Source organism: Bowmanella yangjiangensis (assembly GCF_018531185.1).
Taxonomy (GTDB): domain Bacteria; phylum Pseudomonadota; class Gammaproteobacteria; order Enterobacterales; family Alteromonadaceae; genus Bowmanella; species Bowmanella yangjiangensis.
Genome location: NZ_JAHDJU010000002.1, coordinates 379191 through 401968, shown reverse-complemented (window position 1 = coordinate 401968; position 22778 = coordinate 379191). Strand labels below are relative to the sequence as shown.

General features: G+C 50.6%; 28 protein-coding genes. 5 read left to right on the top strand and 23 right to left on the bottom strand.

What is annotated here, in order from left to right:
• Positions 1-22 precede the first annotated feature (22 nt).
• From KJY73_RS11410 to KJY73_RS11300, 23 genes are read right to left on the bottom strand one after another with little or no spacing between them, the layout of a single operon-like run.
• Positions 23-982 (bottom strand): HEAT repeat domain-containing protein, encoded by a 960-nt coding sequence (locus KJY73_RS11410; RefSeq protein ID WP_214343886.1) that lies wholly within the window; start codon positions 980-982, stop codon positions 23-25.
• 34 nt (positions 983-1016) lie between these two features.
• The gene (locus tag KJY73_RS11405) at positions 1017-1448 is read right to left on the bottom strand and encodes an excinuclease ABC subunit A (protein ID WP_214343885.1); all 432 of its coding nucleotides are present in this window, start codon (positions 1446-1448) and stop codon (positions 1017-1019) included.
• A gap of 2 nt (positions 1449-1450) precedes the next feature.
• Positions 1451-2248 (bottom strand): MipA/OmpV family protein, encoded by a 798-nt coding sequence (locus tag KJY73_RS11400; RefSeq protein WP_214343884.1) that lies wholly within the window; start codon positions 2246-2248, stop codon positions 1451-1453.
• The gene (locus KJY73_RS11395; RefSeq protein WP_214343883.1) at positions 2248-3474 is read right to left on the bottom strand and encodes a beta-ketoacyl-ACP synthase; all 1227 of its coding nucleotides are present in this window, start codon (positions 3472-3474) and stop codon (positions 2248-2250) included. Before KJY73_RS11395 ends, KJY73_RS11400 begins: the two co-directional genes overlap by 1 nt.
• Positions 3474-4199: a 3-ketoacyl-ACP reductase FabG2 gene (locus tag KJY73_RS11390; RefSeq protein ID WP_188690809.1), complete on the bottom strand. Its 726-nt coding sequence runs from the start codon at positions 4197-4199 to the stop codon at positions 3474-3476. The genes KJY73_RS11395 and KJY73_RS11390 overlap by 1 nt, the downstream gene beginning before the upstream one ends.
• Complete coding sequence (locus tag KJY73_RS11385; protein WP_188690813.1) at positions 4192-4656, bottom strand: ApeP family dehydratase; 465 nt, start codon at positions 4654-4656, stop codon at positions 4192-4194. Before KJY73_RS11385 ends, KJY73_RS11390 begins: the two co-directional genes overlap by 8 nt.
• 4 nt (positions 4657-4660) lie before the next feature.
• Positions 4661-5818 carry a beta-ketoacyl-ACP synthase gene (locus KJY73_RS11380; protein ID WP_214343882.1) on the bottom strand — a complete coding sequence of 386 codons (1158 nt, stop codon included), beginning with the start codon at positions 5816-5818 and terminating at the stop codon, positions 4661-4663.
• On the bottom strand, positions 5811-6362 hold the full coding sequence (locus KJY73_RS11375; protein ID WP_214343881.1) for a DUF3261 domain-containing protein: 552 nt from the start codon (positions 6360-6362) through the stop codon (positions 5811-5813). The genes KJY73_RS11380 and KJY73_RS11375 overlap by 8 nt, the downstream gene beginning before the upstream one ends.
• Positions 6350-7576 (bottom strand): NAD(P)/FAD-dependent oxidoreductase, encoded by a 1227-nt coding sequence (locus tag KJY73_RS11370; RefSeq protein ID WP_214343880.1) that lies wholly within the window; start codon positions 7574-7576, stop codon positions 6350-6352. Before KJY73_RS11370 ends, KJY73_RS11375 begins: the two co-directional genes overlap by 13 nt.
• Positions 7563-9806: an MMPL family transporter gene (locus KJY73_RS11365; protein ID WP_214343879.1), complete on the bottom strand. Its 2244-nt coding sequence runs from the start codon at positions 9804-9806 to the stop codon at positions 7563-7565. Before KJY73_RS11365 ends, KJY73_RS11370 begins: the two co-directional genes overlap by 14 nt.
• Positions 9803-10345: a LolA family protein gene (locus KJY73_RS11360; RefSeq protein ID WP_214343878.1), complete on the bottom strand. Its 543-nt coding sequence runs from the start codon at positions 10343-10345 to the stop codon at positions 9803-9805. The genes KJY73_RS11365 and KJY73_RS11360 overlap by 4 nt, the downstream gene beginning before the upstream one ends.
• Complete coding sequence (locus KJY73_RS11355) at positions 10342-10755, bottom strand: acyl-CoA thioesterase (protein ID WP_188690832.1); 414 nt, start codon at positions 10753-10755, stop codon at positions 10342-10344. The genes KJY73_RS11360 and KJY73_RS11355 overlap by 4 nt, the downstream gene beginning before the upstream one ends.
• Positions 10748-12292 carry an HAL/PAL/TAL family ammonia-lyase gene (locus tag KJY73_RS11350; RefSeq protein ID WP_188690835.1) on the bottom strand — a complete coding sequence of 515 codons (1545 nt, stop codon included), beginning with the start codon at positions 12290-12292 and terminating at the stop codon, positions 10748-10750. The genes KJY73_RS11355 and KJY73_RS11350 overlap by 8 nt, the downstream gene beginning before the upstream one ends.
• The gene (locus tag KJY73_RS11345; protein ID WP_214343877.1) at positions 12289-13245 is read right to left on the bottom strand and encodes an LpxL/LpxP family acyltransferase; all 957 of its coding nucleotides are present in this window, start codon (positions 13243-13245) and stop codon (positions 12289-12291) included. The genes KJY73_RS11350 and KJY73_RS11345 overlap by 4 nt, the downstream gene beginning before the upstream one ends.
• The gene (locus KJY73_RS11340; RefSeq protein WP_188690840.1) at positions 13242-13973 is read right to left on the bottom strand and encodes a glycosyltransferase family 2 protein; all 732 of its coding nucleotides are present in this window, start codon (positions 13971-13973) and stop codon (positions 13242-13244) included. Before KJY73_RS11340 ends, KJY73_RS11345 begins: the two co-directional genes overlap by 4 nt.
• Positions 13970-14323 carry an ApeI family dehydratase gene (locus KJY73_RS11335; RefSeq protein ID WP_188690844.1) on the bottom strand — a complete coding sequence of 118 codons (354 nt, stop codon included), beginning with the start codon at positions 14321-14323 and terminating at the stop codon, positions 13970-13972. The genes KJY73_RS11340 and KJY73_RS11335 overlap by 4 nt, the downstream gene beginning before the upstream one ends.
• Positions 14320-15612: an AMP-binding protein gene (locus KJY73_RS11330; RefSeq protein ID WP_214343876.1), complete on the bottom strand. Its 1293-nt coding sequence runs from the start codon at positions 15610-15612 to the stop codon at positions 14320-14322. Before KJY73_RS11330 ends, KJY73_RS11335 begins: the two co-directional genes overlap by 4 nt.
• A gap of 1 nt (position 15613) precedes the next feature.
• Positions 15614-16162 (bottom strand): COG4648 family protein, encoded by a 549-nt coding sequence (locus KJY73_RS11325; RefSeq protein ID WP_332874194.1) that lies wholly within the window; start codon positions 16160-16162, stop codon positions 15614-15616.
• A gap of 6 nt (positions 16163-16168) precedes the next feature.
• Positions 16169-16417 carry an acyl carrier protein gene (locus tag KJY73_RS11320; protein ID WP_214344612.1) on the bottom strand — a complete coding sequence of 83 codons (249 nt, stop codon included), beginning with the start codon at positions 16415-16417 and terminating at the stop codon, positions 16169-16171.
• Between the two features lie 15 nt (positions 16418-16432).
• Entirely contained in the window at positions 16433-16690 is a 258-nt protein-coding gene (locus KJY73_RS11315; protein ID WP_188690849.1) for a phosphopantetheine-binding protein, read from the bottom strand.
• A complete protein-coding gene (locus KJY73_RS11310) occupies positions 16662-17447 on the bottom strand; it encodes a lysophospholipid acyltransferase family protein (protein WP_214343875.1) in 786 nt (261 codons plus the stop codon). Before KJY73_RS11310 ends, KJY73_RS11315 begins: the two co-directional genes overlap by 29 nt.
• Positions 17440-18150, bottom strand: coding sequence for a beta-ketoacyl synthase chain length factor (locus tag KJY73_RS11305; RefSeq protein WP_214343874.1), 711 nt, complete (start codon positions 18148-18150; stop codon positions 17440-17442). The genes KJY73_RS11310 and KJY73_RS11305 overlap by 8 nt, the downstream gene beginning before the upstream one ends.
• Positions 18151-18154: 4 nt before the next feature.
• Positions 18155-18538, bottom strand: coding sequence for a hypothetical protein (locus KJY73_RS11300; RefSeq protein WP_214343873.1), 384 nt, complete (start codon positions 18536-18538; stop codon positions 18155-18157).
• Positions 18539-18628: 90 nt separating this feature from the next.
• Between KJY73_RS11300 and KJY73_RS11295 the strand changes: the two genes are divergently transcribed.
• The 5 genes from KJY73_RS11295 (at position 18629) to ubiB (ending at position 22742) form a co-directional block, all read left to right on the top strand.
• Positions 18629-19303 (top strand): 4'-phosphopantetheinyl transferase family protein, encoded by a 675-nt coding sequence (locus KJY73_RS11295; RefSeq protein WP_214343872.1) that lies wholly within the window; start codon positions 18629-18631, stop codon positions 19301-19303.
• A 46-nt stretch (positions 19304-19349) separates the two neighbouring features.
• The gene (locus KJY73_RS11290; protein ID WP_214343871.1) at positions 19350-19538 is read left to right on the top strand and encodes a hypothetical protein; all 189 of its coding nucleotides are present in this window, start codon (positions 19350-19352) and stop codon (positions 19536-19538) included.
• Positions 19539-19747: 209 nt separating this feature from the next.
• Entirely contained in the window at positions 19748-20506 is a 759-nt protein-coding gene (ubiE, locus tag KJY73_RS11285; RefSeq protein WP_214343870.1) for a bifunctional demethylmenaquinone methyltransferase/2-methoxy-6-polyprenyl-1,4-benzoquinol methylase UbiE, read from the top strand.
• Positions 20506-21117, top strand: coding sequence for a ubiquinone biosynthesis accessory factor UbiJ (locus KJY73_RS11280; protein ID WP_214343869.1), 612 nt, complete (start codon positions 20506-20508; stop codon positions 21115-21117). Before ubiE ends, KJY73_RS11280 begins: the two co-directional genes overlap by 1 nt.
• On the top strand, positions 21117-22742 hold the full coding sequence (gene ubiB / locus KJY73_RS11275; RefSeq protein WP_214343868.1) for a ubiquinone biosynthesis regulatory protein kinase UbiB: 1626 nt from the start codon (positions 21117-21119) through the stop codon (positions 22740-22742). Before KJY73_RS11280 ends, ubiB begins: the two co-directional genes overlap by 1 nt.
• Positions 22743-22778 lie beyond the last annotated feature (36 nt).

The window sequence follows — 22778 nt, the reverse complement described above, 5'->3', positions numbered from 1 at the left end:
CTGGTATATTTAAGCCAATCTATTATAGATAGAGATCAATAATTTCTGTACTCCAGAGTTCTTCTTTGGAGTCTTGACCTTCTAATTCCACCTTTTTATCACGCAAAAAAGCCGTCGCTTCTTCCCCTCCGATATCACCAATAGACTTCAAAGCCATAGCGCGGTCTGTCCACGTTTTAGCAGACTTGGACAAATCTTTCAGCAGTAAAAGTGATGCCTGATCCTTGAGTATCCCTAGAGAGGAAATAGCTGCCATTCTGACGTACTCATCGTCAGATTTGGTTAGGTCTCGTAAATAAGTTGCGGCCTTAATATTGTTACTGAAACCCAGCTCATAAACATCCAGATAACTGAGTTCCTTATTTGCTCGATTAGACAGCCTAGCAATTAAGGCCAAAACTTCATTGTCCGACAGCTTAGCAGCATAGAGGTTTGCAGTTAATTTTGCAGAAAACTCTTTAATCAACAGTTCCAAAGGTTCGTTCAGGGTAGGATTGATAATTTCATCAAATGACCAAACTGGTACTTTTCCTCTTTTGATGAAAACCGCAACTCTCTCCTTCTGACCATTATTGACAATGTCAGCACTGAGCATAGTCAATGTTATGAATGGCGTATAAGCATTGGTACGATGGTTCTTCATCACAAGCTTATTAATATTCACATCTGCATTTTCAGACTCTGCAAGCTTGATATCTATGCCCCTTGCTTGAATTTCCCTGATGGTGTGGTCTTTTATAAACTGGATGGAATCAAATTGTTTTCCATCAAGAACAAGATCAGCCTTGAGTACACCGGTTGAAAAAGAGGATGCCGACTCACGCTTATCTGCAAATGAAAGTTCTAAAGGTGACTTAACGTTGACCGCCTGGTAAGGCATATTAGATTGGCTTGGACTTTTTACTACATAACTGGATGGTGCACATCCAACGGACAACAGTACAAAAGCGGAAATCGACAGTATCTTATTTATTTTTATCATAATACTTCCCTGATGGTTTCAATTGGAAAAGAAACTATAACTTAACTATGTCACCTTTTAATGCAACACCCGCCACAAAAGTACCGGCACCACATTCAAACTGTTCGGCACTGGCGTATTCCTGATGCTTGTAGTTAGACTTAATGTTAACCACGGCATTCATGCCTTCCTTCTTGGCTCTTTCCTGCAGTACTTTTAATGCTGACAACAAGACCCATTCACAGGCTTCTTTATCCGACTTGTTAAAGGCATTGGTTTTACGACTGGTGGTCACTTCGCCCCAGGTTTCCTTAATGGCGCTGTGTTGCTGACCGGCAAAATACACGGGTACATCCAGCAACACTTCCTTGGCTTTGCCTGAAGACAAGAAGGGTTCCAGGTCAAACCTGACTCTGTCATCCCTGGCCTGAGCAGCGAAGGAACTGGTTAACGCCGCAACAGCAGCAATATATGCGATTTTTTTCATGGTTATCTTCCTCTTTGATTTGTCCATAACACCTTGGCCAGGGCGATGCCGGCATTAAGCTGATGTTGTTCTTCCAATAGTGGGCTGGCGACATTTTGATTGTGGGTCAGATTACTGTACTTAACATAAGCGCCCAGCCACCAGTCCTGATGACGCCAGGTTAACCCCAAGGATGCGCCAGTGCCCATTAGCCCAGAGCTAGCACTAAAGGTTGGCCGGTCAGCAAGACTATATTGTGGTGCCACATCGTAGTAGTACCCCTGATGTCTATGGTCCGCATAACTGAGGCTGGCCTGCGCTGTCAGTACCAACCTGCCAGGTAAAAATTCCGACGCCAGGCTCTTTTCCCAGGTTAGGGCCATATCCCCCACCCAGCCCACATTCTGCAGTTTCCAATCTGAAATCGCCACAGCCTTATGCAACCGCCAGCTTAACTGCCATTCGGGATGAATTTGATATTCCAACTGTGGCCCTGCTCTGCCGACCCAGCCAAGCTCGGGCATACCTTGGCGCCGCTCGGCCTCCTTGACGGGCAAAGCTCCAGAGGCAGTCAACGACAATCGCCAATCCGCATTTTTCAGTAAGGTGCTGGTGACGGCTTCCTTATCCAGTGTTAGCCGCTCATCGCGGTAATAGATATAGGGAAAGGGCAAGACAAAGTTATAGTCTTCGGAGGAGCCAGCATACTTAGGTAACTGCCCGGCCACGGCCCCGACACCGACTTCCAGCACATAGTCAGACTCAGTGCTGTTTGCCGCAACGGCAACAAACATTAAGCAAGCAGTAAACAGCTTACGCATCAGTTCGCCCAGCGACGGAAAATCAGTGAGGTATTAATACCACCAAAGGCAAAGTTGTTGGACATCACCCATTCCACATCCATATTCCGACCACCCTGGCGAATATAATCCAGCTCGGCGCAACGTGGGTCGATGTTGTCCAGATTAATGGTGGGGGCAAACCAACCTTTGTTCATCATCTGGATACTGGCCCAGGCTTCAATGCCGCCACAGGCCCCCAGGGTATGGCCCAAATAGCTTTTCAGTGAACTAATCGGCACAGCGCAACCCAGCGCCTGAAGAGTGGCCACAGACTCGGCAATATCCCCGGCTTCGGTGGCGGTGCCATGGCCGTTCACATAACCAATCTGAGCTCCATCAATACCGGCGTCGTCCAGAGCCAGTTGCATCGCCCTGCACATGGTCTCGCTGGTTGGCTGAGTAACATGCAAACCATCTGAGTTGGTGCCAAAACCCACCAGTTCCGCATAAATGCTCGCCCCTCTGGCTCTGGCGTGCTCTAACTCTTCCAGAATCAGGGTGCCGGCCCCTTCACCAATGACCAGGCCGTCACGTTGAGCGTCATAAGGACGGGGGGTTAGTTCCGGGCTGTCATTACGGGTACTGGTGGCATACAAAGTATCAAACACCGCCGCCTCACTGACACATAGTTCTTCAGCACCGCCAGCGATCATGACTTTCTGCTTGCCGTATTTAATCGCCTCAAACGCATAACCTATGCCTTGGGAGGCTGAGGTACAGGCAGAGCTGGTGGTAATCACCCGGCCCTTGGCGGCAAAGTAGACCGCCAGATTCACCGCCGTGGTATGTGCCATCATTTGAATGTAACTGGTGGCCGTCACACCGGTCATATCGCCACAAGACAGCAAGTTGCCAAAGGCCGGAATCGGTGAGGTTGAACCAGTGGACGAGCCATAGGCAATGCCGGTACTACCGTCACTCAGCACTGCTTCACCGAGCAACCCTGCCTGTTGCAAGGCTTGTTCGGTGGCTGCGGTGGCCATTAGTGCGACGCGCCCCATGGCGCGAATTTTCTTACGCTGAAAATGCGCTGGACGGGAAAACTCGACGGGTGCCGCCAGTTTAGTTGCCAGCTCACCCACCGTCTGCCAGTCGGGCATCAGCTTAACGGCATTACGTTCCAGGCGCAGTGCCTGTTCAAAATCTTGCCAGTCATTACCCAGTGCCGTAATGGCCGACATACCAGTGACAACCACACGCTTCATCAGCTTAATCCACCATCAACGGCAAACACCTGGCGGGTGATATAGCCGGCATCATCACTAAACAAAAAATTCACCATGGCTGCCACTTCGTCCACCTTGCCCATGCGGCGCAAGGGAATATGTTGCATCAACTGCTCCTGAGGTAAATCAGCAACCATTTCGGTTTCGATAAGTCCGGGCGCCACGGCGTTACAGGTAATCTTGCGTTTGGCTAGCTCCAGCGCCAGCGATTTGGTAGCGCCAATCAAACCGGCTTTGGATGCACTGTAATTGACCTGACCACGGTTACCCAACAGCCCAGACACCGAAGTAACTGTCACAATGCGGCCACCTTGTCTGGCCTGTACCATAGGCATAATCAGGGGGTGCAGCACATTATAAAAACCGTCCAGGTTGGTACGCAGCACCAGATCCCAGTCATCGCCAGACATGGCCGGAAAGGCATTGTCGCGGGTAATGCCGGCATTACAGACCACACCATAGAAAGCCCCTTGTTCGGCCACTTCCGCTTCTAACACGCTGGCGGTCTGCTGCCGGTCACAGGCATCAAATTGCAGCAATCTGGGCGCGGGAGCAAAGGCCGCAATCTCGCTTTGTACGCTTTGCACCTTTGACAGACTGCCCCGGTAATGTAAGCACACCTCAAACCCGGCCTTGGCTAGCCTGATAGCAATAGCACCACCCAGACCACCGCTGGCACCGGTGACCAGTACTCGTTTATTCATTTGTTTTTCCACTGGCTTCTCTCACATACTGACTGGCATTCTCAGGCTGAAATACATTAATTTTGGCCTGGGCCAATACCATCCCTGCGGCTTCAATGCGGCAATCAAATACCCCCAAACCGGATGCCTCCCTGTGTAACTGCTCAACACTGACCAACAGCTCGGTGCCATTGGCAAAATGGCTATGCAGACACTCGTACTTACGGCTGCCCAATAAAAAACCCACGCTGATGGGTTCACCCGCATCTCTGGCCTGCGCACCGGCAAATGCCGCGATAGTCTGCGCCATATACTCCATTCCCACATGGGCAGGTACGCCATTTAGTGCTGAGTCGAAAAAATTAACCTGTGGGTGAATACAGACCCTGCACTTAGCATGCTGCTCATCATACGCGACCATGGCATCTATCAATACCATTGGGGGTCTGTGAGGAATAAGATCTTCTATCTGATACATCGGCTCACTCTCTTGCCAACAACAGTGCAACGTTACTGCCGCCGAAGGCAAACGAATTGGATAAACAATAGTTAAGCGATTCAACCTGTATGATGCTTTGCAGCAGATTGATGGGCGCCAGTGTCGGGTCGCTTAGCCCGTTATGCTGGTTGGCCGGCAACCAGGCTTCAGCTTGGTTCATTAGCAGCCAACAGATACCCGCTTCAATTGCCCCCGCCGCACCCAAGGTATGACCGGTAAGCGCCTTGGTTGAACTGCAAGGCACTTGTGAGCAAAGCCGATTAACCGCCTTTGACTCCATCTCATCATTAAGCGGTGTACCTGTGCCATGCAGATTCAAATAGCCCAGTGAGGATGCCTCAACCCCGGCCATATCCAACGCTTTGTGCATAGCCTGATAGGCACCTGTGCCTTCTGGGTGCGGGGCAGAGATATGGTAAGCGTCGGCACTTTCGCCAAAACCGGCCAGACGAATCCCGTTGTTGCCTTTTTGCATCACAAACAAGGCAGCCCCCTCACCGATATTGATACCATCCCGCGCTTTGCCGAACGGCTGACACACTCCCGCGGATACCGATTCCAGCGCGGCAAAACCATTTAGAGTTAGCTTACATAAGCTGTCTACGCCGCCGGTAATCACCACATCTGCCATATCAGCGTCGAGCAGCAGCCGGGCACTAATCAAGGCTTTAGCTGACGATGAGCAAGCAGTGGAAATACAATACGCAGGGCCGGTGGCCCCACTCAGGCTGGCGATAAAGCTTGCCGGTGCATGCATTTCCTGGGTGGTATAGTGGTAAGTGGCGGGTAAACGCCCTTCTGCATCCAGTTGCGCCAGCGCCTGCTCACCTTCGGCAATACCAGAGGTGCTGGTACCCAAAATAACCGCCAATCGATGCGGCGCACAGTTCAGCTTTTTAATCACTTCGGCAATTTGCTGATATGCCGCGAAAGCTAGTTGGTTAGTGCGGCTTTGATACTCTACAGGGAAGTCTGTCATATCGGGCAAGGGGGAATTTACCGCCCCTACCATCACCTGGCGTTGCGGCAAAAGATCCTGGCGTGCAGACAGAAACTGACCTCCCCTGAGGCAGTTACTCAGCACGTCCTGACCGTTATTGCCCAGCGCACAGACTATGCCCAGGCTGACTAAACTACTCATGCAGTTGCCATTGCTCCAAAAGCCGAATCTCTATTTGATACTTGTCGCGTAAATGTACGAAGCGGCGAATTTTGCCTTCACTGGTTAATCGAAACAAGCTTTCGTCCGCTAGCTTTACCACCCGCTCTGCACCAGCCTGCTCAAGCCGGGCTTCACCCTGCAAGCCCTTACTCACCAATGACACTGGCCAGGCGGACAGTTGGTAATAAGCCAGGATTTTGCCAATATCAAAGCCCGGCATAGGCAGATTTTGCTGGATTTGGTACCCCTGCTGCGCATGCCAACTCAAATCAAACAAACTCACGCCACTTGGCGCCAGGCCGCTCATTTGCAGCCTCTGACCATCATACTCGGTTTGTAGCAGCAGGCTGTGTGAACCTTCGGCCGAAGTGACCTGCAACTGCTCCAGTCGTCCTTCACCAATCAGATTATCGGGCGGCGGTTGCAGGACATAGTTGGTATTGTCGGTTAACACCACATGCCGGGTCACCTGTCCCGCACAAGCGCATAAAGCCAATACCAGAAGGATTATTAGGCTGCGCATATCTGGGCCAGGGTATTGAGACGCCGCTTGGCGTCAGATACAAAAGGATTTTTGCCATCCCAGGCATAGCCGGCTAGCACCGAACAAACCATGCGCTTAATCCCAGGATCGGGGGCTGGGTAAAAAATGATGTCCTGCAATCGGGTGTCATACCACCCCCCAACAAATTCCTTAAAGCAACCGATACCACTTCGCAGCGGGTCGCTGAATTCGGTTTGCCAGTCCACCGGCTGTCCTGCCAGCTGTTTTACCACCAAGGGCACGGCCAAATTGGCGGATTGCAATGCAATGGTCACGCCCGAGGAAAACACCGGGTCAAGGAACTCGCCAGCATTGCCAAGCAAGGCATAGCCGTCACCAAAAAGCTGTCTGACATTGGCGGAATAACCCATAATAGTGCGCAACGGCTGCACCACTTCAGCATCAATCAACAATTGGTGCAGCTCAGGCGTTTGCTTGATGAAATGCCACAGCATAGCCTCATCGTCCAAGTCTCCGGCCTGCTGATAATGTTGCTCAAGACCCACTACCCCTAAACTACTGGTTCCATCAGAAAAGGGGATCAACCAAAACCAGATATCCTGCTTTTGCGGATGCACGGTAATCAGGATCTTATTGCGGTCAAAATGCGCAGGAGCATGATCGCGCACATGGGTAAAGACCGCCTTACGCACCGGAAAGTCCGACGGACTTTCAAGGTCAAGTAATCTTGGCAATACCCGGCCGAAACCGCTGGCATCCAAAACAAAACGGCAGCTCAGCTGATACTGTTGTTGCTCGTTTAAATCATCTACCGTCAGGGTCATTGCCCCGGCTTGGCCACATACGTCCAGCAACTGGTGCCGATATCGAATCTGGGCACCTTTGTTGGCAGCACCATCAGCCAGCAACTTGTCAAACTCAGCACGTTTTACCTGAAAGGTGGTGCCCGGACCTTCGGAATATTTGTCACTGAAATCGAACACTGTGTATTGGCCGTCTTTCAAAAAGGCCGCGCCGTTTTTTAACTGAAAACCATGCTGATTAACTGCCTCTACCAATCCGGCCTTATCCAAAAAGGCCATGCTTTGTGGCAATAAGCTCTCACCTATGGAGAAACGCGGAAACTGTTCTTTTTCCAGCACAATGACCGACAGCCCCTGGTCTACCAACATTGCCGCTGCACAAGCGCCAGCTGGCCCCGCTCCAATTACCACGACATCACAAAGGTTCATTTATATTCCTTATCCAGGCTGCTGGTAACAGCCGACAAACCAGCCAGCCCAGGCTGAGCCCGACCAGCAACGTAAAACCAAATTGATAGATGGCCGGTGTCTGACTGAACACCATCATGCCAAATGCCAGCATGGAGGTTAGTGACGACATCAACAGCGCTTGCCTGACGTGACCGCTGTCCCCATGCTCAGTAATAAATACCAGGTAATCCACCAGCAAGGCGACTATCAGGACGCAGGCCAGTAAATTAAACAAGCTGGCATAGCCTAACCACCGCTGCCCAATAATAAGCGCATTGCCGGTCACCAATGCACAGATGCCAACCATTAGTGCACCTCTTTTGACGCCATAACGCCAGGACAGCAATAGCCCTATACACAGCAAGGCCGCCAGCAAAAATTCCATCAGATACAGGCGTAACTGCTTAAGTGACGCGCTAATCAGTGCGGGTTCATCATGCAATTGCAGCGGGAAATCCAGTTTCTGATTGACCGCCTCAAGTTGCTGCTTATCCAATGACCCTGCAAAGCGCAGTACCCCTGTCCAATGATGGCCGTTATGCAACACCGGTGGGTAAGCGCGGCGCAGCGCTTCGGGTAACAAGGCCAGGGTCAGCCCAGCATCCGGGGCATCCAGTAATTGCTGCAATGCGCCTTCCTGCCAGTATGAAGAGATATCATCAAGCTGCCCCTGCACCAGGCCTTCACGCAGCCAACTGGCATTTTGACTTTGTTGGGCCATGGAAGGCAGCCATTGGTCCAGCCCACTTAGCGCCTGAGGATCCAACCCCACCGCACTGAAGGCATGACGGATGGCGGCAAAACGTTGCAACAACTGCTCCTCATTGTCAGCTTCAACACTTAGTAATCGCGGGTATTGCGTATAACCACTCAGACTCGCAACCTGCTGCTCGTTTTGCAAAAGCCAAGCTGGTGAACTGTTAAATAAACGCACATCATCAGCAAAACGCAGTTGCCAAGCGCCACTTATAGCAGCCACTAGCATCAACGCCAGCAATGACCGACAGGCGAGTGCTGAGCCTGGTTTGCTCTTTGCCGTTTGGGGCGGGAAGTGAAGAGGTAGCCAGGCTAGCAGTAACAAAGCCGTGAGCAGGGCAAACGCCAACCCGGCCGCCACAAAGACGCCAACTTGTTTAAGCAAGTCGATGGGCAATAGTGTCAGCAGTAAATAGCTAATGGCCGTGGTTACGGCACTGGTTAACAATGCCGGGGTAAGGTGCTTGACCAGGGCGCGTCCTCGCTCCCCGGTGTAGCGGGCCAAGCACAACAAATGATAGGCATAGTCCACCGCGATCCCTATCAGGCTTACGGCAAACACCAGGGCTAAAAGCTGAACCTGCTGAAAAACCAGCAACAGCGCTGCAAACCCTGCCAGCAGCGAGCTGCCAATCAAAACAGTTGTGAGCAACAACGGCGTGATGCGACGAAACATCAGCAGCGTTAGCAGCACTACACCCAGCAATGACATGCCACCGAACAGCTGCATTTCAAAACTGGCGCGACTGCTTGCCACAGCAGTGTGAAACAGCATGCCACTGCGCAGCACCTGGGTATCAGCAGGCAAGTTAGTTAGCAATACGTCTAGTTGCTCCACTAACCACGGAGCTTGTTTTACGTTTAGTGCCTGCTCGTCCAGTTGCAGAAACAGGCCGTAATATCGCTGCTCACCTTGCAGGTACCAGTATTCACCGTCCTGGCGCCACTTTCCCTGCACCCGGGGAAACCAGTCGACTAGATTCAATAAAGGGGCAGAGCCAATAGTCAGTCCCACCAGAGGGTTACCTGGCTGACTTAACACAGTGAAATAACGCTCGACTATGTAATCGTAGTTATCATTAAGCCGGGCATGCTCTGCCTCAGCGGAAAGTAACGACAAAGGAAAGCGGCCAAAAACATTCACCAAGGTGGCGATATCCAACCCTTTGGATGGGTCCGTTGCACTGCCGCTAACCCCTTCCAACCCGGCGATTTTGTCCCGGAGTATGGGTAACGCCCTGGTCAGGGTCTGACTGTCGCTGTGACTGAGCAACAACAGTGCCTGTTGCTGATACTGACCGGCCACCTGCTGCATCAGGGGATCAACACTGCCAGATGGCAGCAACTGTCTGAGATCAGCGCGAAACTCAGTGCGTGGCAGTGTCAGGCTCAGGCTTACCAGCATCAGCAGTAAAACCACTCCCCAGCACATTGGCCAGCGCCAATTGTTCACTGCAATAGCTCCGGCTCAGATTCAGGCATAGGTGCCAAGACGATACTTGCCTGGGTACCGTTGGTTTCAAATAATCGAATCTGCTGCTGGGTGTCAGACAAGCGGCAAAGTTCAAACTGGCTGAACAAATCGCGCAAAAACGGCTGTTTGGGTGTCATAGTGACGCACTCTTCCTGCCAGGTCAGATCAAACACCTGTTGCCAGCGTTGTACATCACCGCTAAACAAAATCAGTAGCACCTGCGAAACCTGGCCATCACTGGTCAGTACCTGCGGGTTTCCTTGCGCATCCTCTTCCGCCACCCCTTGTTCGTCGATCAGCAGCTTATTATTCAGTGGCGCTTGGGTATGCCAAATCAGCTGTTTTTTGTCAGGATCGTAAGCAAATAACCCACGTGAAACAAAAGGACGTTTAAGCTGGGGCAACTGTTTTTCCTGCACAAAGGTGCCTTGCTGCAACGCTCCCAGCCAGGTCGGTGCATCCTGAGGTTCGGCATTTAGTGAAAACGCAGCCAGCATCAGCAGTATTATGGATTTCATAAGGCCGCCAACTTATCCAACAGAACTTGTGGGCTGGCAAACTGCATCTCGCCGCTTTGCTTACATACCGCGACTTGAATAGTCGATGCTTTGGTCAGCTTTTTACCTGTGGCTTCATCCCGGATCAGATAGGCAATTTTCAATCTGTTCTCATACTCAAGCAGATTTGCCTCAATGCGTATCTTATCTGTCATGCGGGCGGAACCCACGTACTTAATGTGCATGTCAACAATGGGCCAGACATAACCCGAGGCTTCCATATCCGGATAGTCATAATTGAACTTACGTAACAGTTCACATCTGGCCAGTTCCAGATACTTTACGTAGTGCCCATGCCACACCACGTGCATGGCATCTACGTCGAAAAAGGGTACCTCGACCACCAGACTGGCACTTGGAAGACTATGCATACAATGTCCATGTTTGTTGCTGAATTTGAGTTATCAGGTCGCGAAGTTCATGCTCCAGCGGCCTGTCCTCAGTCAGTAGTGGAAACTGTGCACCTATGGCATCGGCAAATTGGCGCACCGAGCTGGTTAGGGTCGTGTCGTCTAATTGCCCTTGAGCCTGACGTAACTTAAGCCCCTGCCAACTGGCCAGTAACACCGCAGCAGCCACTTGCTCGGTAAGCTGCAACACACGTAAACAGTCTCTGGCAGCAATAGTCCCCATACTAACCTTATCCTGATTGTGGCATTCAGTTGAACGTGAAAACACACTGGCTGGCATGGTTTGCTTTAAGGCCTCGGCGGTCCAGGCCGACACCCCAATCTGCACCGCTTTAAAGCCATGGTTAATGCTGGCCCGCTCGCCACTTGCCCCTGACAGGTTAGCTGGCAAGCCGTTGTTAAACTTAGTGTCCATCAACAAGGCCATTTGCCTGTCCATTAAATCGGCCAGGTTAGCCACACAGTTTTTCAGGGTATCCATGGCCAGGGCAATGTGGCCACCGTAGAAATGCCCGCCATGCAGCACATGCTCGCCTATCCCATCTATGATGGGATTGTCATTGGCGCTGTTCAGTTCATTTTCAATCAGGCCGCGAAGCCAGGGCAAGGTATCTTCCAACACGCCAATAACATGGGGGGCACAGCGGATGGAGTACCTGTCCTGCAAGCGCTTGGAATTGCGCGGATGCTCATGGTGATTGAGATCTTCACGAATACGCTGTGCTACCCGGTTCTGCCCCTGATGAGGCTTTACGCTAAACAAGATATCGTCGAAATGGTGGCTGTTGCCTTTCAGGGCCAGACAACAGATGGCCGTAATACGGCTGCTCAGTTCGCTTAGGTAACTGGCGCGCTGAAAAGCAAGGCAGGCCAGGCCGGTCATAACCGCTGTGCCATTCATAATGGCCAGGCCTTCTTTGGGGCGTAAGGTCAGCTTATTTAGGCCCGCCGCCTTGAGCGCTTGTTCGGCGTCTTGCAGCTCACCTTGCCACATTACCTTGCGCTCACCACAGAGCGTAGCCGCCAGATAAGACAGGGGGGTCAGGTCGCCACTGGCTCCCACCGAGCCTTCCTGTGGGATCTGTGGCACGATATCCAAATTAATAAAGGCGCTCAGTTGCCTAAGCAAAGCCCAGCTCACGCCCGAATAGCCCTGGGTTAACGAACAAAGGCGTGCCGCCATAATGGCGCGTCCTTGCTGCACAGAGAAATACTCCCCCAACCCACAACCGTGAAAACGGGTTAAATGCAGCGGCAACTCCGCGGCCAGATGAGAAGGAATACCGACAGTACAGGAGTCACCGTAACCTGTGGTTACCCCATAAATTTCGCCGTCTTCGCGAAGCAATTTATCCAAAAAGGCCACGCCGGCATCAATACGCTGGCAAAACCCGGCATCCTCACTTAATTCGACACCGGCGCCAGCGGCAATAGCGACCACCTGTTCAATACTGATACGCTCTGCACCGAACACCACTTGTGCTGCTTGTTTACTCATTTGCCGGATTGCCCCTTGTCCTGTGGCGATAACTGCCAGAAATCAAAAAAATTAAACCATTGCATGGGATATAGCTTCGCTACCTCGGCCAGACGCTGTGCGTAACGACCACACCAGAATACCAGTTGCTGCTGACGTTCTTTTCGCACCAGCGCCAACTTAGGTTCGGCAAAGTCTTCAAAAATGATTCTAAAACCTTCGCCATCACGCATACAGAAAAGCTGCAGCACTGGGCATTCCAGTAAACTGGCGAGTATCACTGGCCCCTGAGAGAACGCCGCAGGTTCGCCCAGAAAAGGCACATTACAGGTACGACCGGGATTATCGACTGGGGTGCGATCCCCCATAATCACTACGAACTCACCTTGCTCCACTCGCTCTTTGAGCATGATAGCGATGTCCGGCCCCAGTTGGGTGACCTGAATCAAGTTAAGCTCTACATCCTGATTCAGCGACTTTAGCAATTGGTTGAAAAACGGTGCGTGTGCAGTAAAGACTAAGACGTTAATGCGCACCGGATACTGGCTTTGCCCTAATGCACGACACACTTCCAGGTTGCCCAGATGCGAGCCGATAAACACCGCCCCTTGTTTTTGCGCCAGTAATCGTTCGAAACGGTTATAGCCTTCATAGCTGACCTGTTCGATACGAATGTTTCCCATCCATACGTCAATCTTATCCAGAATGGCCTGAGCAAAACTCAGAAAGTGCTTAAAACTCGCCCAGTTGCCGGGGTAGCTTGTTAACGCCGGGCTACCTTGCTGATACACCCGCCGCAGGAAGGCTTTGGAAGCCCGCCGAGCCTGACCGCCGGTGATAAAAAAATACAAAATAACCGGATAAACCACCAGGCTTAACACGCCGCGTCCAGCCAATCGGTACAGCCACAAACAGAATGCCAGCCCCCAGGCGCTGCCTCGTTCCTTGTGTTGATACCAGGGAGTGCGGGTCATAACGAGTACTTCCTGGCCAGTAACACCGGCAGTCGCACCAACATGCCGAAAAACAGCCGGGTGTGCAGCCAGGAAATCCGCACATTGTCTTTAAACGGCTGGAAATGCGACAACCCATCTTGAGGGTAATGCACAGGCGTGACAACAAAGTAGCTGGGTGTACCTAGCCAATAAAGCCGTACCAGAATCTCAATATCGAAATCCATACGTTTACCCAGGCGCTGTTTTCCCATCAGGCTTTGGCAAGCAGTCAGTGGATAAACCCGTAAGCCACACATGGCATCCTCAATAGCAAAAGACAGGGTTTCCACCCACACCCAAAAATGCGTGATGTAACGACCGTACTTACGCCCTTTGGGAATACTGTCGTCATACTCGGGTTTGCCGCTTATAACCGCATTTGGATACTGTCTGGCTTTAGCCAGCAGTTCAGGGATGCTGGCCAGGTCGTGCTGGCCATCCGCGTCAACTTGCAGGGCATGGGTATAGCCCTGTCTAATCGCTTCTTGCATACCGGACATCACCGCGCCGCCTTTGCCCTGATTGTGCTCATGGCGCACCAGCGTAATGCGACTGTCCTGCGCCAACGCCCGCATGGCGGCTGACGCTTCTGGTCCACTGGCGTCATCCACCAGTATCACGGGCAGATGCAGGGCAAACAGCCGTTCGGTAATAGTCCCCAGCTTGGTATGGTGGTTATAGGAAGGGATCAGGGCACAGAGTTTCAAGCCGACACCTTAAACAAAATCCGCCCTGAAGCATGTTGCCCCTGGCTGGATTGATAGCTGAACAGACACTTGTCTGTGCTCTTACGTTGCAATGCCAACTCAACCTGCATATTGGGCAACAGCAGCTGTTGGAACTTGAGTACTTCCAATTGCGCTACTGGCCAGTTTTGGGGGATGTGCAGATACTGGCGGGAAAATGCCACCGCCCAATCCACTTGCACTACGCCAGGCAACACCGGCATATCGGGAAAATGCCCTTGAAAATAATAGAGCTCAGGTTGCAGTCTTAACTGCAGGATGCAGCTGGAGTCACTACATTGTTGGCTGAGAATCTCGGGTAATATCGTCATTCAAATAGTTCCATCAGCGCCTGCAGGGTTATTTTTCCCTGGTTATTCATCGGCATCGTCGACACAAACCTCCACTTACGTGGGATCAACACCGCCTCATAATAACCCGCCAGATACGCTTTAAACGTGGCAATAAGTGCCAGGCGGTCATGCACTCCGGCTACTTGTACCACTGCTGCCAATTGCGCACGCACCCCGGGTAACAACAGGGTTTTCACTTGTTGGCACAAGGGGTGGCATAGCAAGGTCTTTTCCAATTCATCCAAGCTAAGGCGCTTTTCCTCCAGTTTGACTATCCGGTCCAATCGGCCAAGCAGGGCAAAACACTGATGGCTGGTTACCCGAACTTTGTCATCCGTTGCCGTCCACTGCAAGGGATCTACCCAGGGGGATTTAAGCATCAGGCGACTATCCTCATCGATGGCAATCTCGATACCTGGCAGCGGCTGCCAGTCTGTCTGCGGAAACTGACGCCAGGCAATGCCCCCGGTTTCAGTGCTACCGTATACCTCAATAGGCGGGCGCTGCTGATTGGCATAGACATGGCTTGCCACCTCAGGCCCTAAAGGTCCGCCCGAACTGATAGTTAGAGCGGGCTGCGCACCTTTGATACACCACTGCTCACTTAACACTACCCGGTTTAAATAGGCAGGGCTGGAGACAAATAGCAGGGCCGGCTCTTCTTCCAGCAATTGCTCAAGCTGCTCTGGAAACTGAATCAAAGGGGCATGTACAGGCAAACGACAGCGAAGAGGTAGCAGCAACTTAAACAGTAAGCCATAGATATGCAGATGGCTGACACTGGCGGCCACCTTTGCAAAGCTTGTCACCGGCCACAGATCCGCTTGTGCTTCTACCTCCTGCCAAAGCTGGCCAAAGGTCTTATTTATTTGTTTGGGCTCACCACTACTGCCAGAGGTAAAAAACGCTATGGTGCTGTGCATACCAACACAAAGCCCAGCTCTCACACTTGCTTGCGTAAAAGATGGCCCCTGCCAACAAGGAATATCGGTCAAAAGCTCGGGCAGAATGGCAATGTCAAACTGCCCAGTGAGTTCGCGCAAGCGCTGCGGCTGACCATTTGCGGTCAACACCAAACTTTTACCCGCGCCTAGCAGCGCCAGAAACAGTAGGCTGAATCGTTCAAAGTCGGGCTCATATAATAGCCAAGTTTGCTGGGGAGCGGACTCGAACTGGGCTGTCAGTGCCGAAATCTGCCCATGCCAGTGGGCAGATTGCTCCGCACTGGTCTGCAACAGGCCGCTAAGCTCTGCGAGGGGGAAATTCACACTACTGACCATGCGCCTGCTTTACCTTACGTCGCACCAGATACTCACCTGCACCGAGCATCCCCATCAAACAATAGGCCAGAAAGCCATTGTAGAAAGTCCATACAGATAAGGATGAAAACAGACTGGTATACAATGCCACACTGCCATTCAACAGGAAGAAAATACACCACAGCTTGGTAACCTTACGGGTATAGGTGATGGCATGAGCGGGAAGATCAGGTTCTTTCAGTCTGGCCAATCGCTCAACCACCGGCGGTGGAAAGTACAACGAGCTTGTGAACCACACCAACAAAGCCAGATTCACCAGTACAGGATAGAGCCGCATGCCTAAATCCGAATCAGACAGAATGCTCTGACCAAAGAGTAAACTCAGCACGCAGATACCAGTCCACAACCAACCCCCCTTGATATGCCGACGCAACCCCCACAAACGCCATATAGCAAGGGGAAGTAAACACAGCGCAACCCAAATGGCTGAGCTGAATTGCATACCGGCATACAAAATAAACGGGTACAGAAATAGCAGCAGGGTCAGTACCCAATTCACGGGGGCTTACTCAGTCATCAATTGATAAACAGCATCCACCACATCACCGACAGTGCGGACTTGTTTAAAGGCCTCGGCTTCAATTTTCTTACCGCTGAACTCGCGCAATTTAACCACCAAATCGACAGCATCAATACTGTCCATATCCAGCTCTTCGTACAAATTCGCGTCCAATGAAATCTGTTCTTCCGGCAACTCGAATTCGTTAACCAGAATGTCCTTGAGGTGTTCGAATATTTCTACTTTTGTCATTATTTTTGCTCTTAAATATTAACCGGCTGCAGAGATAAAGGCGGCCAAATTGGAAACCGAAGCAAAGTGTCGCTTGGTGTCCTGAGCATTGGCGTCAATGCTGACGTTATACTTCTTCTTAATGGCCAAACCTAATTCCAGAGCATCGATGGAATCCAGCCCCAGTCCCTCAACAAACAGCGGTTCATCACTGTCGATATCCTCAACGCTGATATCCTCCAGATCCAAACACTCAATAATCAAAGCCTTAAGCTCGGCCTTCAGTGCTTCCGTCATTTTTCAACTCCTGAATGAACAGATTTTCTATGTCTTTGGTCAGTTTCCTCACCGCGCCGGTAACATTGTCACTCAGGTAAGGATGCACATTAAAAGTACCCGCCACGCGCAGCATAAAATCAACACGACGCTCAGGCACTTTGTACCAGGGCAACCCCTTGGTCAGGAAGGGTGGTTCTACGCGCAGAAACACCAGTTGAAAATCCTTTTCCGTGCGAATCGCAATGTTCGCCGCTCCCCGCACAAAATGGCATTTCTGTCCGGGGTGAGTGCGGGTTCCTTCAGGGAAAATAATCAGATTATTGCCCTGTGATAATGAACGTTCACAGTCAGCCAATAACTCATCCACGTTATCGTTGCTGATGTAGCCCGTCGCCTTAATTACTCCGCGCATAAAGGGATTGCGCAGTAAACTGCTTTTCACCACACAATCGGCGTTGGGTATGAGCGAAATCAGCACCACCACATCAATCAATGACGGATGGTTGGCAATAACCACCTTACCACTCAATGCACGCAATTTTTGTGCTTCTTCCAAGGATACCCGGATCACTCCAACCCAGCACATGACGGTGACAAAAAAACCAAAGGTTTGTCTGACAATGGCACGACAATTGGCACGCTTACGGGCTTGGTCCGAGTAAAACAAATTACATAGCGGAAACCATATCAAAGCCAGAAACAGCCCACCCAACCCAAACAAGCTAAAGCAAAAGGCAGTGGCAAAAAAACGCCAAATGCGATTGAGATTAGCCATGTCGCACACTCCAACTATGTCTCTGCCCCTCAATCTCACAATTTTTGCCTGCGACTAACCATTGGCGCAAAAAAGCCAATGAAAGGGGCCATGCATCAGATGTGCTGGCACCAGTAGCGGCAGAGTAATCTAGCGAATAATCGCCTCTAGCTGTTATCTCCAGGGCAATAGCATGAGGTATCTGAAGTTCGTCAGCTTGCCTGTCATAAGGCACAGGAAGAGGCATGTCTGCATAGACATAAAGCATGCGAGTCTGTTGTTGAGAGCGCATTCTGAGTAGCGCTTCAAGCAGACCGATAAAGAAACTGTCACGGCCGCCACTGATCAAGGTTGTGGGTTGCTGATTGCCGGAATAAATTCCAAATTGGCCGGAAACGGCATTATGTACGGAAAGTGCAAAGGCTGTTGGCGACAATGGCTGTGCGGTGCCAACATCACGCAGCAACTCCAAGGTCTTAGGCAGATCACCATGGCGGCTACAAAACACCGATGGTAATTGGGTGTAGTCCGGAATCTGCTCGGCTCGGCTAAGCGCCATTTTTGCCAGCGCACTCAATCTGCGTCTGTGCATTTTGGGCACAAACTCAACCTGAGGGAATTCACTGGTTGCTGGTAACGAGCTTCCTTTTGCCCATTCTCTCAGTTCTTGCTCAGAAGTGACTCCAGCCACCCAGGCAGACCAGTTTGCTATACCAAAATACATAAACTCAGCGTCGAGACACTAATCGTTGGTCAATTTCCATCTCGAGCAACTTCACCCACTTGTTATAGTTACGATGAATTTTGTTGAACTTGTAGTCGAGATTGAAACTATCCAAGTATTTAATTGAATAACCACCTTGATCGTAATCGACACTAACACTGGCATAGTGTTTACGTACATTAATCTCAAGAATTATGTGGCCAGGTGTTTTTTCTTTTACAGTCCATCTTTTAAAAGCGGCAGCATCCAGTATGGCTTGCTCTATTTGTTCAGAACTGGCATTAACCTGTAACTGCTTTCCTGATACGTTATAGATATATTGCGAAGTTCCACAACCAGCCAATAACACGAGCATCAATGCCAAGGCATAAAATTTTATACGTTTCACGCGTCTCTCCCTGTTTAGCTAATGGACTGTAAAAAGTTGACCGGCGATTATAACAAATCGAGCATTAATGCTGCATCAAGAAAATTGAACGTGAGTCCAAAATCTCATTTGTTTCATTTGCTGGAAGTACAAGGCGAGCTTACAGAAGACTGGTTTTTACACGAGCAGGAGCAGGGTTATCTTGCCAAATTAGCAAACATAAAACGCACAGAATTCTTATTTAGTCGCTTGTTTATAAAAGCACTGTACTTCTCAACTAATCCGAGTTTATGGTCGCAATTACGAGTGGCTTATTGTGAATCTCTGGCAGCCACCGGTTTATTTCTTGAAGACAAGGTATGTGCTTGTTTTAGTTTGTCACATAGCGGTAACTGGATTGCTATTGCAGATCGCTCTGACAGAAACATTGCGCTAGATGTACAACATCATGATCGCAAGCTATCTTCCTTGGCCCGTTTACAAGCAGCCTTACCCAACCAGGATCAGTTGCTCAGTCTGACAAATCCCCGTCGATTCTACGATCTTTGGACGCTCAAAGAAGCCTTTGCCAAGTTACAAGGCATTTCGATTATGCAATCTTTCTCACTGCCTCATGTCCACATTTGGCAGCGCTGCTACACCCGGCATTTTCAGCTTCCCAATGCAACCTTGGCTTTAGCAGCAACTAATCCCATTCAGGGGGTGGAACAGCCGTTATTCTGGCAGTTGCAATTATCTCCCAGAGAATTTGCCTTTCGTCCCTTTACCCCGCACTGGACGCTCTAACAAAATCCACTTAATTTATTGAAAAATAAATATTTTGCAGTGATATATGGAAACTAAACACGGTTTCTCCCTTAGTGGTGAAATGCTAAAGGGGATCTCAGCCTTATTGGTCAGCCGGGTGGCTGTAGTTATCAGTTTGTATTCGGCCTGGATTGACCGTGCTCACGCCAGAGTATCGGTATGGCCGACAGGGAAATTGATAAGTTTGTCGACAACCTCGGTACTTACCACGTGACGCTTTGCTGCTGCTCTATTTAAGATGAATGCTGGGTGACACAGTAGAAGTCCCGCCCCACGCCGGTAGCGCAATGCGAAGATTAAGTTAATAGGGCGATAAGCTGCAGTAAAAGGTCTAAATGCCATGCGCTGCCGCGGCAGAATCTGGTATTCTTAGCCCATTCGCGTAGACTGACGCGGCAAATTGCCCAGCCCACAGGACAGAGCATGAACCAGCAATCCGATTCCAATCAAACGCATTTCGGCTATAAGACGGTCGACAAGGACAACAAGGCCTCAATGGTGGCGGGAGTATTCCACTCTGTTGCGGCTAAATATGATTTGATGAATGACCTGCTGTCCATGGGTATTCATCGCATCTGGAAACGCTTCACCATAGATTGCAGCGGTGTAAGAGCCGGCCACAAGGTGCTGGATCTGGCCGGCGGAACCGGTGACTTAGCAGCAAAGTTTTCGCGTCTGGTGGGTGAAAAAGGCCAAGTGGTACTGGCTGATATCAACGATTCGATGCTGAAAGTCGGCCGCGATAAATTGCGGGACAAAGGCATAGTCGGCAATATCGACTATGTTCAAGCTAACGCCGAATGCCTGCCCTTTCCCGACAATCATTTTGACCTGATAACTATCGCCTTTGGTCTGCGTAATGTGACCGATAAAGACAAAGCTTTGGCGTCTATGTTCAGGGTACTGAAACCCGGCGGTCGTTTGCTGGTGCTGGAGTTTTCCAAACCGGAAATCGAGGCACTGAGCAAAGCCTATGATCTGTATTCATTTCATGTACTGCCTAAAGTAGGCCAATTGGTGGTAGGCGATGCCGAAAGCTATCAGTATCTGGCCGAGTCCATTCGTATGCACCCTGATCAGGACACTCTGAAAGGTATGATGGAAGACGTCGGCTTTGAACAAGTCACCTACCACAACCTGACCGGTGGCATTGTCGCCTTGCATCGCGGATTCAAATTCTAATGCCTATGCCGCAGCTACTGGCCGGTGCGCTGGAACTGGCGCTAAATAAGGTGCTGGCATTGGATCCCAATAGCCAGAAACGTTTAGCTGAACTTGACGGCAAGCGCATGCGTATCAAATTACAGGAAATGCCCTGGCCGCTGACCTTTGTGTTTTCATCACGTATTGATGTACTGATGGATCAGGAGCAGCCGGTTGACTGTGCCATGGCATTATCACTTTCGCATTTAAATGAAATGCAGGATCCGGCCAACATCAGCGCCCTGATTCAGGATAAAAAACTCAGTCTGAACGGCGATATGCACACAGCTCAGAGCTTTGCTGCCCTGATGAAAGAACTGGATATCGATTGGGAAGAGCATATTTCCCGCTATACCGGCGATGTGATTGCCCACGAATCGGTTCGTTTGGTGAAGAATATTCATCAACGAGCTAAGAGTCATTTTTTGCAGTTGGGGCAGATTATTAAAGATGGGGCCTTGCAGGAGAAGCAACTTGTCCCGCATCGACTAGCCGTTGAAGATTTCAGCCAGGAAGTGAACCGACTACGTGCCGACACTGCCCGCTTAGAAGCGCGGCTTAACCAGCTAGAACAAAGGGCAAAGAGATAGTGCGCCTGACTCGTCTGTATACGATTCAAAAAACCTTATTACAACATGGCCTGGACGAACTGATTCCAGCCAAATGGCTGCCTTGGTACGCAAGATTGGCCAGAAGCAGTGCTTTTTGGTTAACCAACCAATACCCAGACAAGAACCGCGGCGAACGTATTCGTCTGGCATTGCAATCCCTCGGTCCGGTGTTTATCAAGTTTGGTCAGATGCTCTCGACCCGGCGCGATTTGCTGCCGCCGGATATCGCCAACGAGCTGACATTATTGCAGGATAAGGTTCCGCCTTTCGATAGTGAACGCGCCCAGGATACTATTCGCAAGGCGCTTGGCTTAAGCAGCCTGGAAGAGCTCTTTGAACAGTTTGACCCTAAACCGCTAGCCTCAGCTTCTATTGCCCAGGTACATACCGCCCTGCTAAAGCCAGACGGGCAACGCGTGGTTGTCAAAGTCATCCGCCCGGATATCGAAAATACTATTCATGCAGATATCGAGCTGATGCAAACCCTGGCCCTGGCGGTTCAAAAGTGGCTGCCCGATGGCAAGCGTTTGCGACCGGTGGAAGTGGTCAAGGAATACGAGCGCACTATTCTCGACGAGCTGGATCTGCTGCTGGAGGCCTCAAACGGTATACAGCTAAGACGTAATTTTGAAGAGTCTGACTCCCTTTATATTCCGCACATCTACAGTGATTACTGCCGCAAAAATGTGATGGTGATGGAGCGCATTCATGGCATACCAGTGGCGGATGTGGATGCCCTGATGGCCCAGGGCACCAACATGCAAAAGCTGGCTGAACGCGGTGTTGAAGTGTTTTTTACCCAAGTGTTTCGCGACAGTTTTTTTCACGCGGATATGCACCCCGGTAACATTTTTGTCAGCACAGAAAATCCGCAGAATCCAAAGTACATTGGCATAGATTTCGGCATAGTCGGTACCCTCAACCGAGAGGATAAACGTTATCTGGCCGAAAACTTTGTGGCCTTCTTTAACCGTGACTATCGCAAAGTAGCTGAGCTACATGTGGATTCAGGCTGGGTACCGGCTGATACCAATATCGATGAATTTGAAGTGGCGGTGCGCACGGTGTGTGAGCCAATATTCCAAAAGCCCTTAGCAGAAATCAGTTTCGGCATTGTATTGCTGCAGCTGTTTAACACCGCGCGGCGCTTTAATATGCAGGTACAACCACAGCTTGTACTGCTGCAAAAGACCCTGCTTTATATCGAAGGATTGGGCCGTCAACTCTATCCGCAATTGGATTTGTGGAAAACCGCCAAGCCGTTTTTGGAGAACTGGATGAAGGAGCAGATAGGGCTGAAGGCCATGCTCAGCAAGGTCAAAGCCAACTTGCCCTACTGGTCAGAGAAAATGCCGGAAGTACCGGATCTGCTGTTCGATACACTCAAGCAGGTTCGTCAGTTGCCTCAGCAACAGCAGCAGTGGATGGAAGCCCTGCAACAGCAGCAACACAAGCAACATCGCAGCCGTCGTTATCAGTTGCTCGGTGCCACCTTAGTAATTGTGGCAGTGCTGTTGCCTCTATATCCTATCAGTCATGCCTACGCGGCAGGAGCAGGTATTGCTGGCGTACTCTGTTGGCTGCGCTCCTGGGTGATTCGCTAATATTATTTAATTTGCCAAGCCAGTGGGCATGAACAT

Excerpts from the sequence above, each read along its gene's own strand:
- ubiE (WP_214343870.1), top strand. The coding sequence starts at position 19,748 with ATGAACCAGCAATCCGATTCCAATCAAACGCATTTCGGCTATAAGACG.
- KJY73_RS11360 (WP_214343878.1), bottom strand. The coding sequence starts at position 10,345 with ATGAAATCCATAATACTGCTGATGCTGGCTGCGTTTTCACTAAATGCC.
- KJY73_RS11395 (WP_214343883.1), bottom strand. The coding sequence starts at position 3,474 with ATGAAGCGTGTGGTTGTCACTGGTATGTCGGCCATTACGGCACTGGGT.
- KJY73_RS11385 (WP_188690813.1), bottom strand. The coding sequence starts at position 4,656 with ATGTATCAGATAGAAGATCTTATTCCTCACAGACCCCCAATGGTATTG.
- KJY73_RS11370 (WP_214343880.1), bottom strand. The coding sequence starts at position 7,576 with ATGAACCTTTGTGATGTCGTGGTAATTGGAGCGGGGCCAGCTGGCGCT.
- KJY73_RS11345 (WP_214343877.1), bottom strand. The coding sequence starts at position 13,245 with ATGACCCGCACTCCCTGGTATCAACACAAGGAACGAGGCAGCGCCTGG.
- KJY73_RS11280 (WP_214343869.1), top strand. The coding sequence starts at position 20,506 with ATGCCTATGCCGCAGCTACTGGCCGGTGCGCTGGAACTGGCGCTAAAT.
- KJY73_RS11335 (WP_188690844.1), bottom strand. The coding sequence starts at position 14,323 with ATGACGATATTACCCGAGATTCTCAGCCAACAATGTAGTGACTCCAGC.
- KJY73_RS11380 (WP_214343882.1), bottom strand. The coding sequence starts at position 5,818 with ATGAGTAGTTTAGTCAGCCTGGGCATAGTCTGTGCGCTGGGCAATAAC.
- KJY73_RS11310 (WP_214343875.1), bottom strand. The coding sequence starts at position 17,447 with ATGGCTAATCTCAATCGCATTTGGCGTTTTTTTGCCACTGCCTTTTGC.
- KJY73_RS11410 (WP_214343886.1), bottom strand. The coding sequence starts at position 982 with ATGATAAAAATAAATAAGATACTGTCGATTTCCGCTTTTGTACTGTTG.
- KJY73_RS11350 (WP_188690835.1), bottom strand. The coding sequence starts at position 12,292 with ATGAGTAAACAAGCAGCACAAGTGGTGTTCGGTGCAGAGCGTATCAGT.
- KJY73_RS11290 (WP_214343871.1), top strand. The coding sequence starts at position 19,350 with ATGGAAACTAAACACGGTTTCTCCCTTAGTGGTGAAATGCTAAAGGGG.
- KJY73_RS11390 (WP_188690809.1), bottom strand. The coding sequence starts at position 4,199 with ATGAATAAACGAGTACTGGTCACCGGTGCCAGCGGTGGTCTGGGTGGT.
- KJY73_RS11375 (WP_214343881.1), bottom strand. The coding sequence starts at position 6,362 with ATGCGCAGCCTAATAATCCTTCTGGTATTGGCTTTATGCGCTTGTGCG.
- KJY73_RS11400 (WP_214343884.1), bottom strand. The coding sequence starts at position 2,248 with ATGCGTAAGCTGTTTACTGCTTGCTTAATGTTTGTTGCCGTTGCGGCA.
- KJY73_RS11305 (WP_214343874.1), bottom strand. The coding sequence starts at position 18,150 with ATGTATTTTGGTATAGCAAACTGGTCTGCCTGGGTGGCTGGAGTCACT.
- KJY73_RS11355 (WP_188690832.1), bottom strand. The coding sequence starts at position 10,755 with ATGCATAGTCTTCCAAGTGCCAGTCTGGTGGTCGAGGTACCCTTTTTC.
- KJY73_RS11315 (WP_188690849.1), bottom strand. The coding sequence starts at position 16,690 with ATGACGGAAGCACTGAAGGCCGAGCTTAAGGCTTTGATTATTGAGTGT.
- KJY73_RS11405 (WP_214343885.1), bottom strand. The coding sequence starts at position 1,448 with ATGAAAAAAATCGCATATATTGCTGCTGTTGCGGCGTTAACCAGTTCC.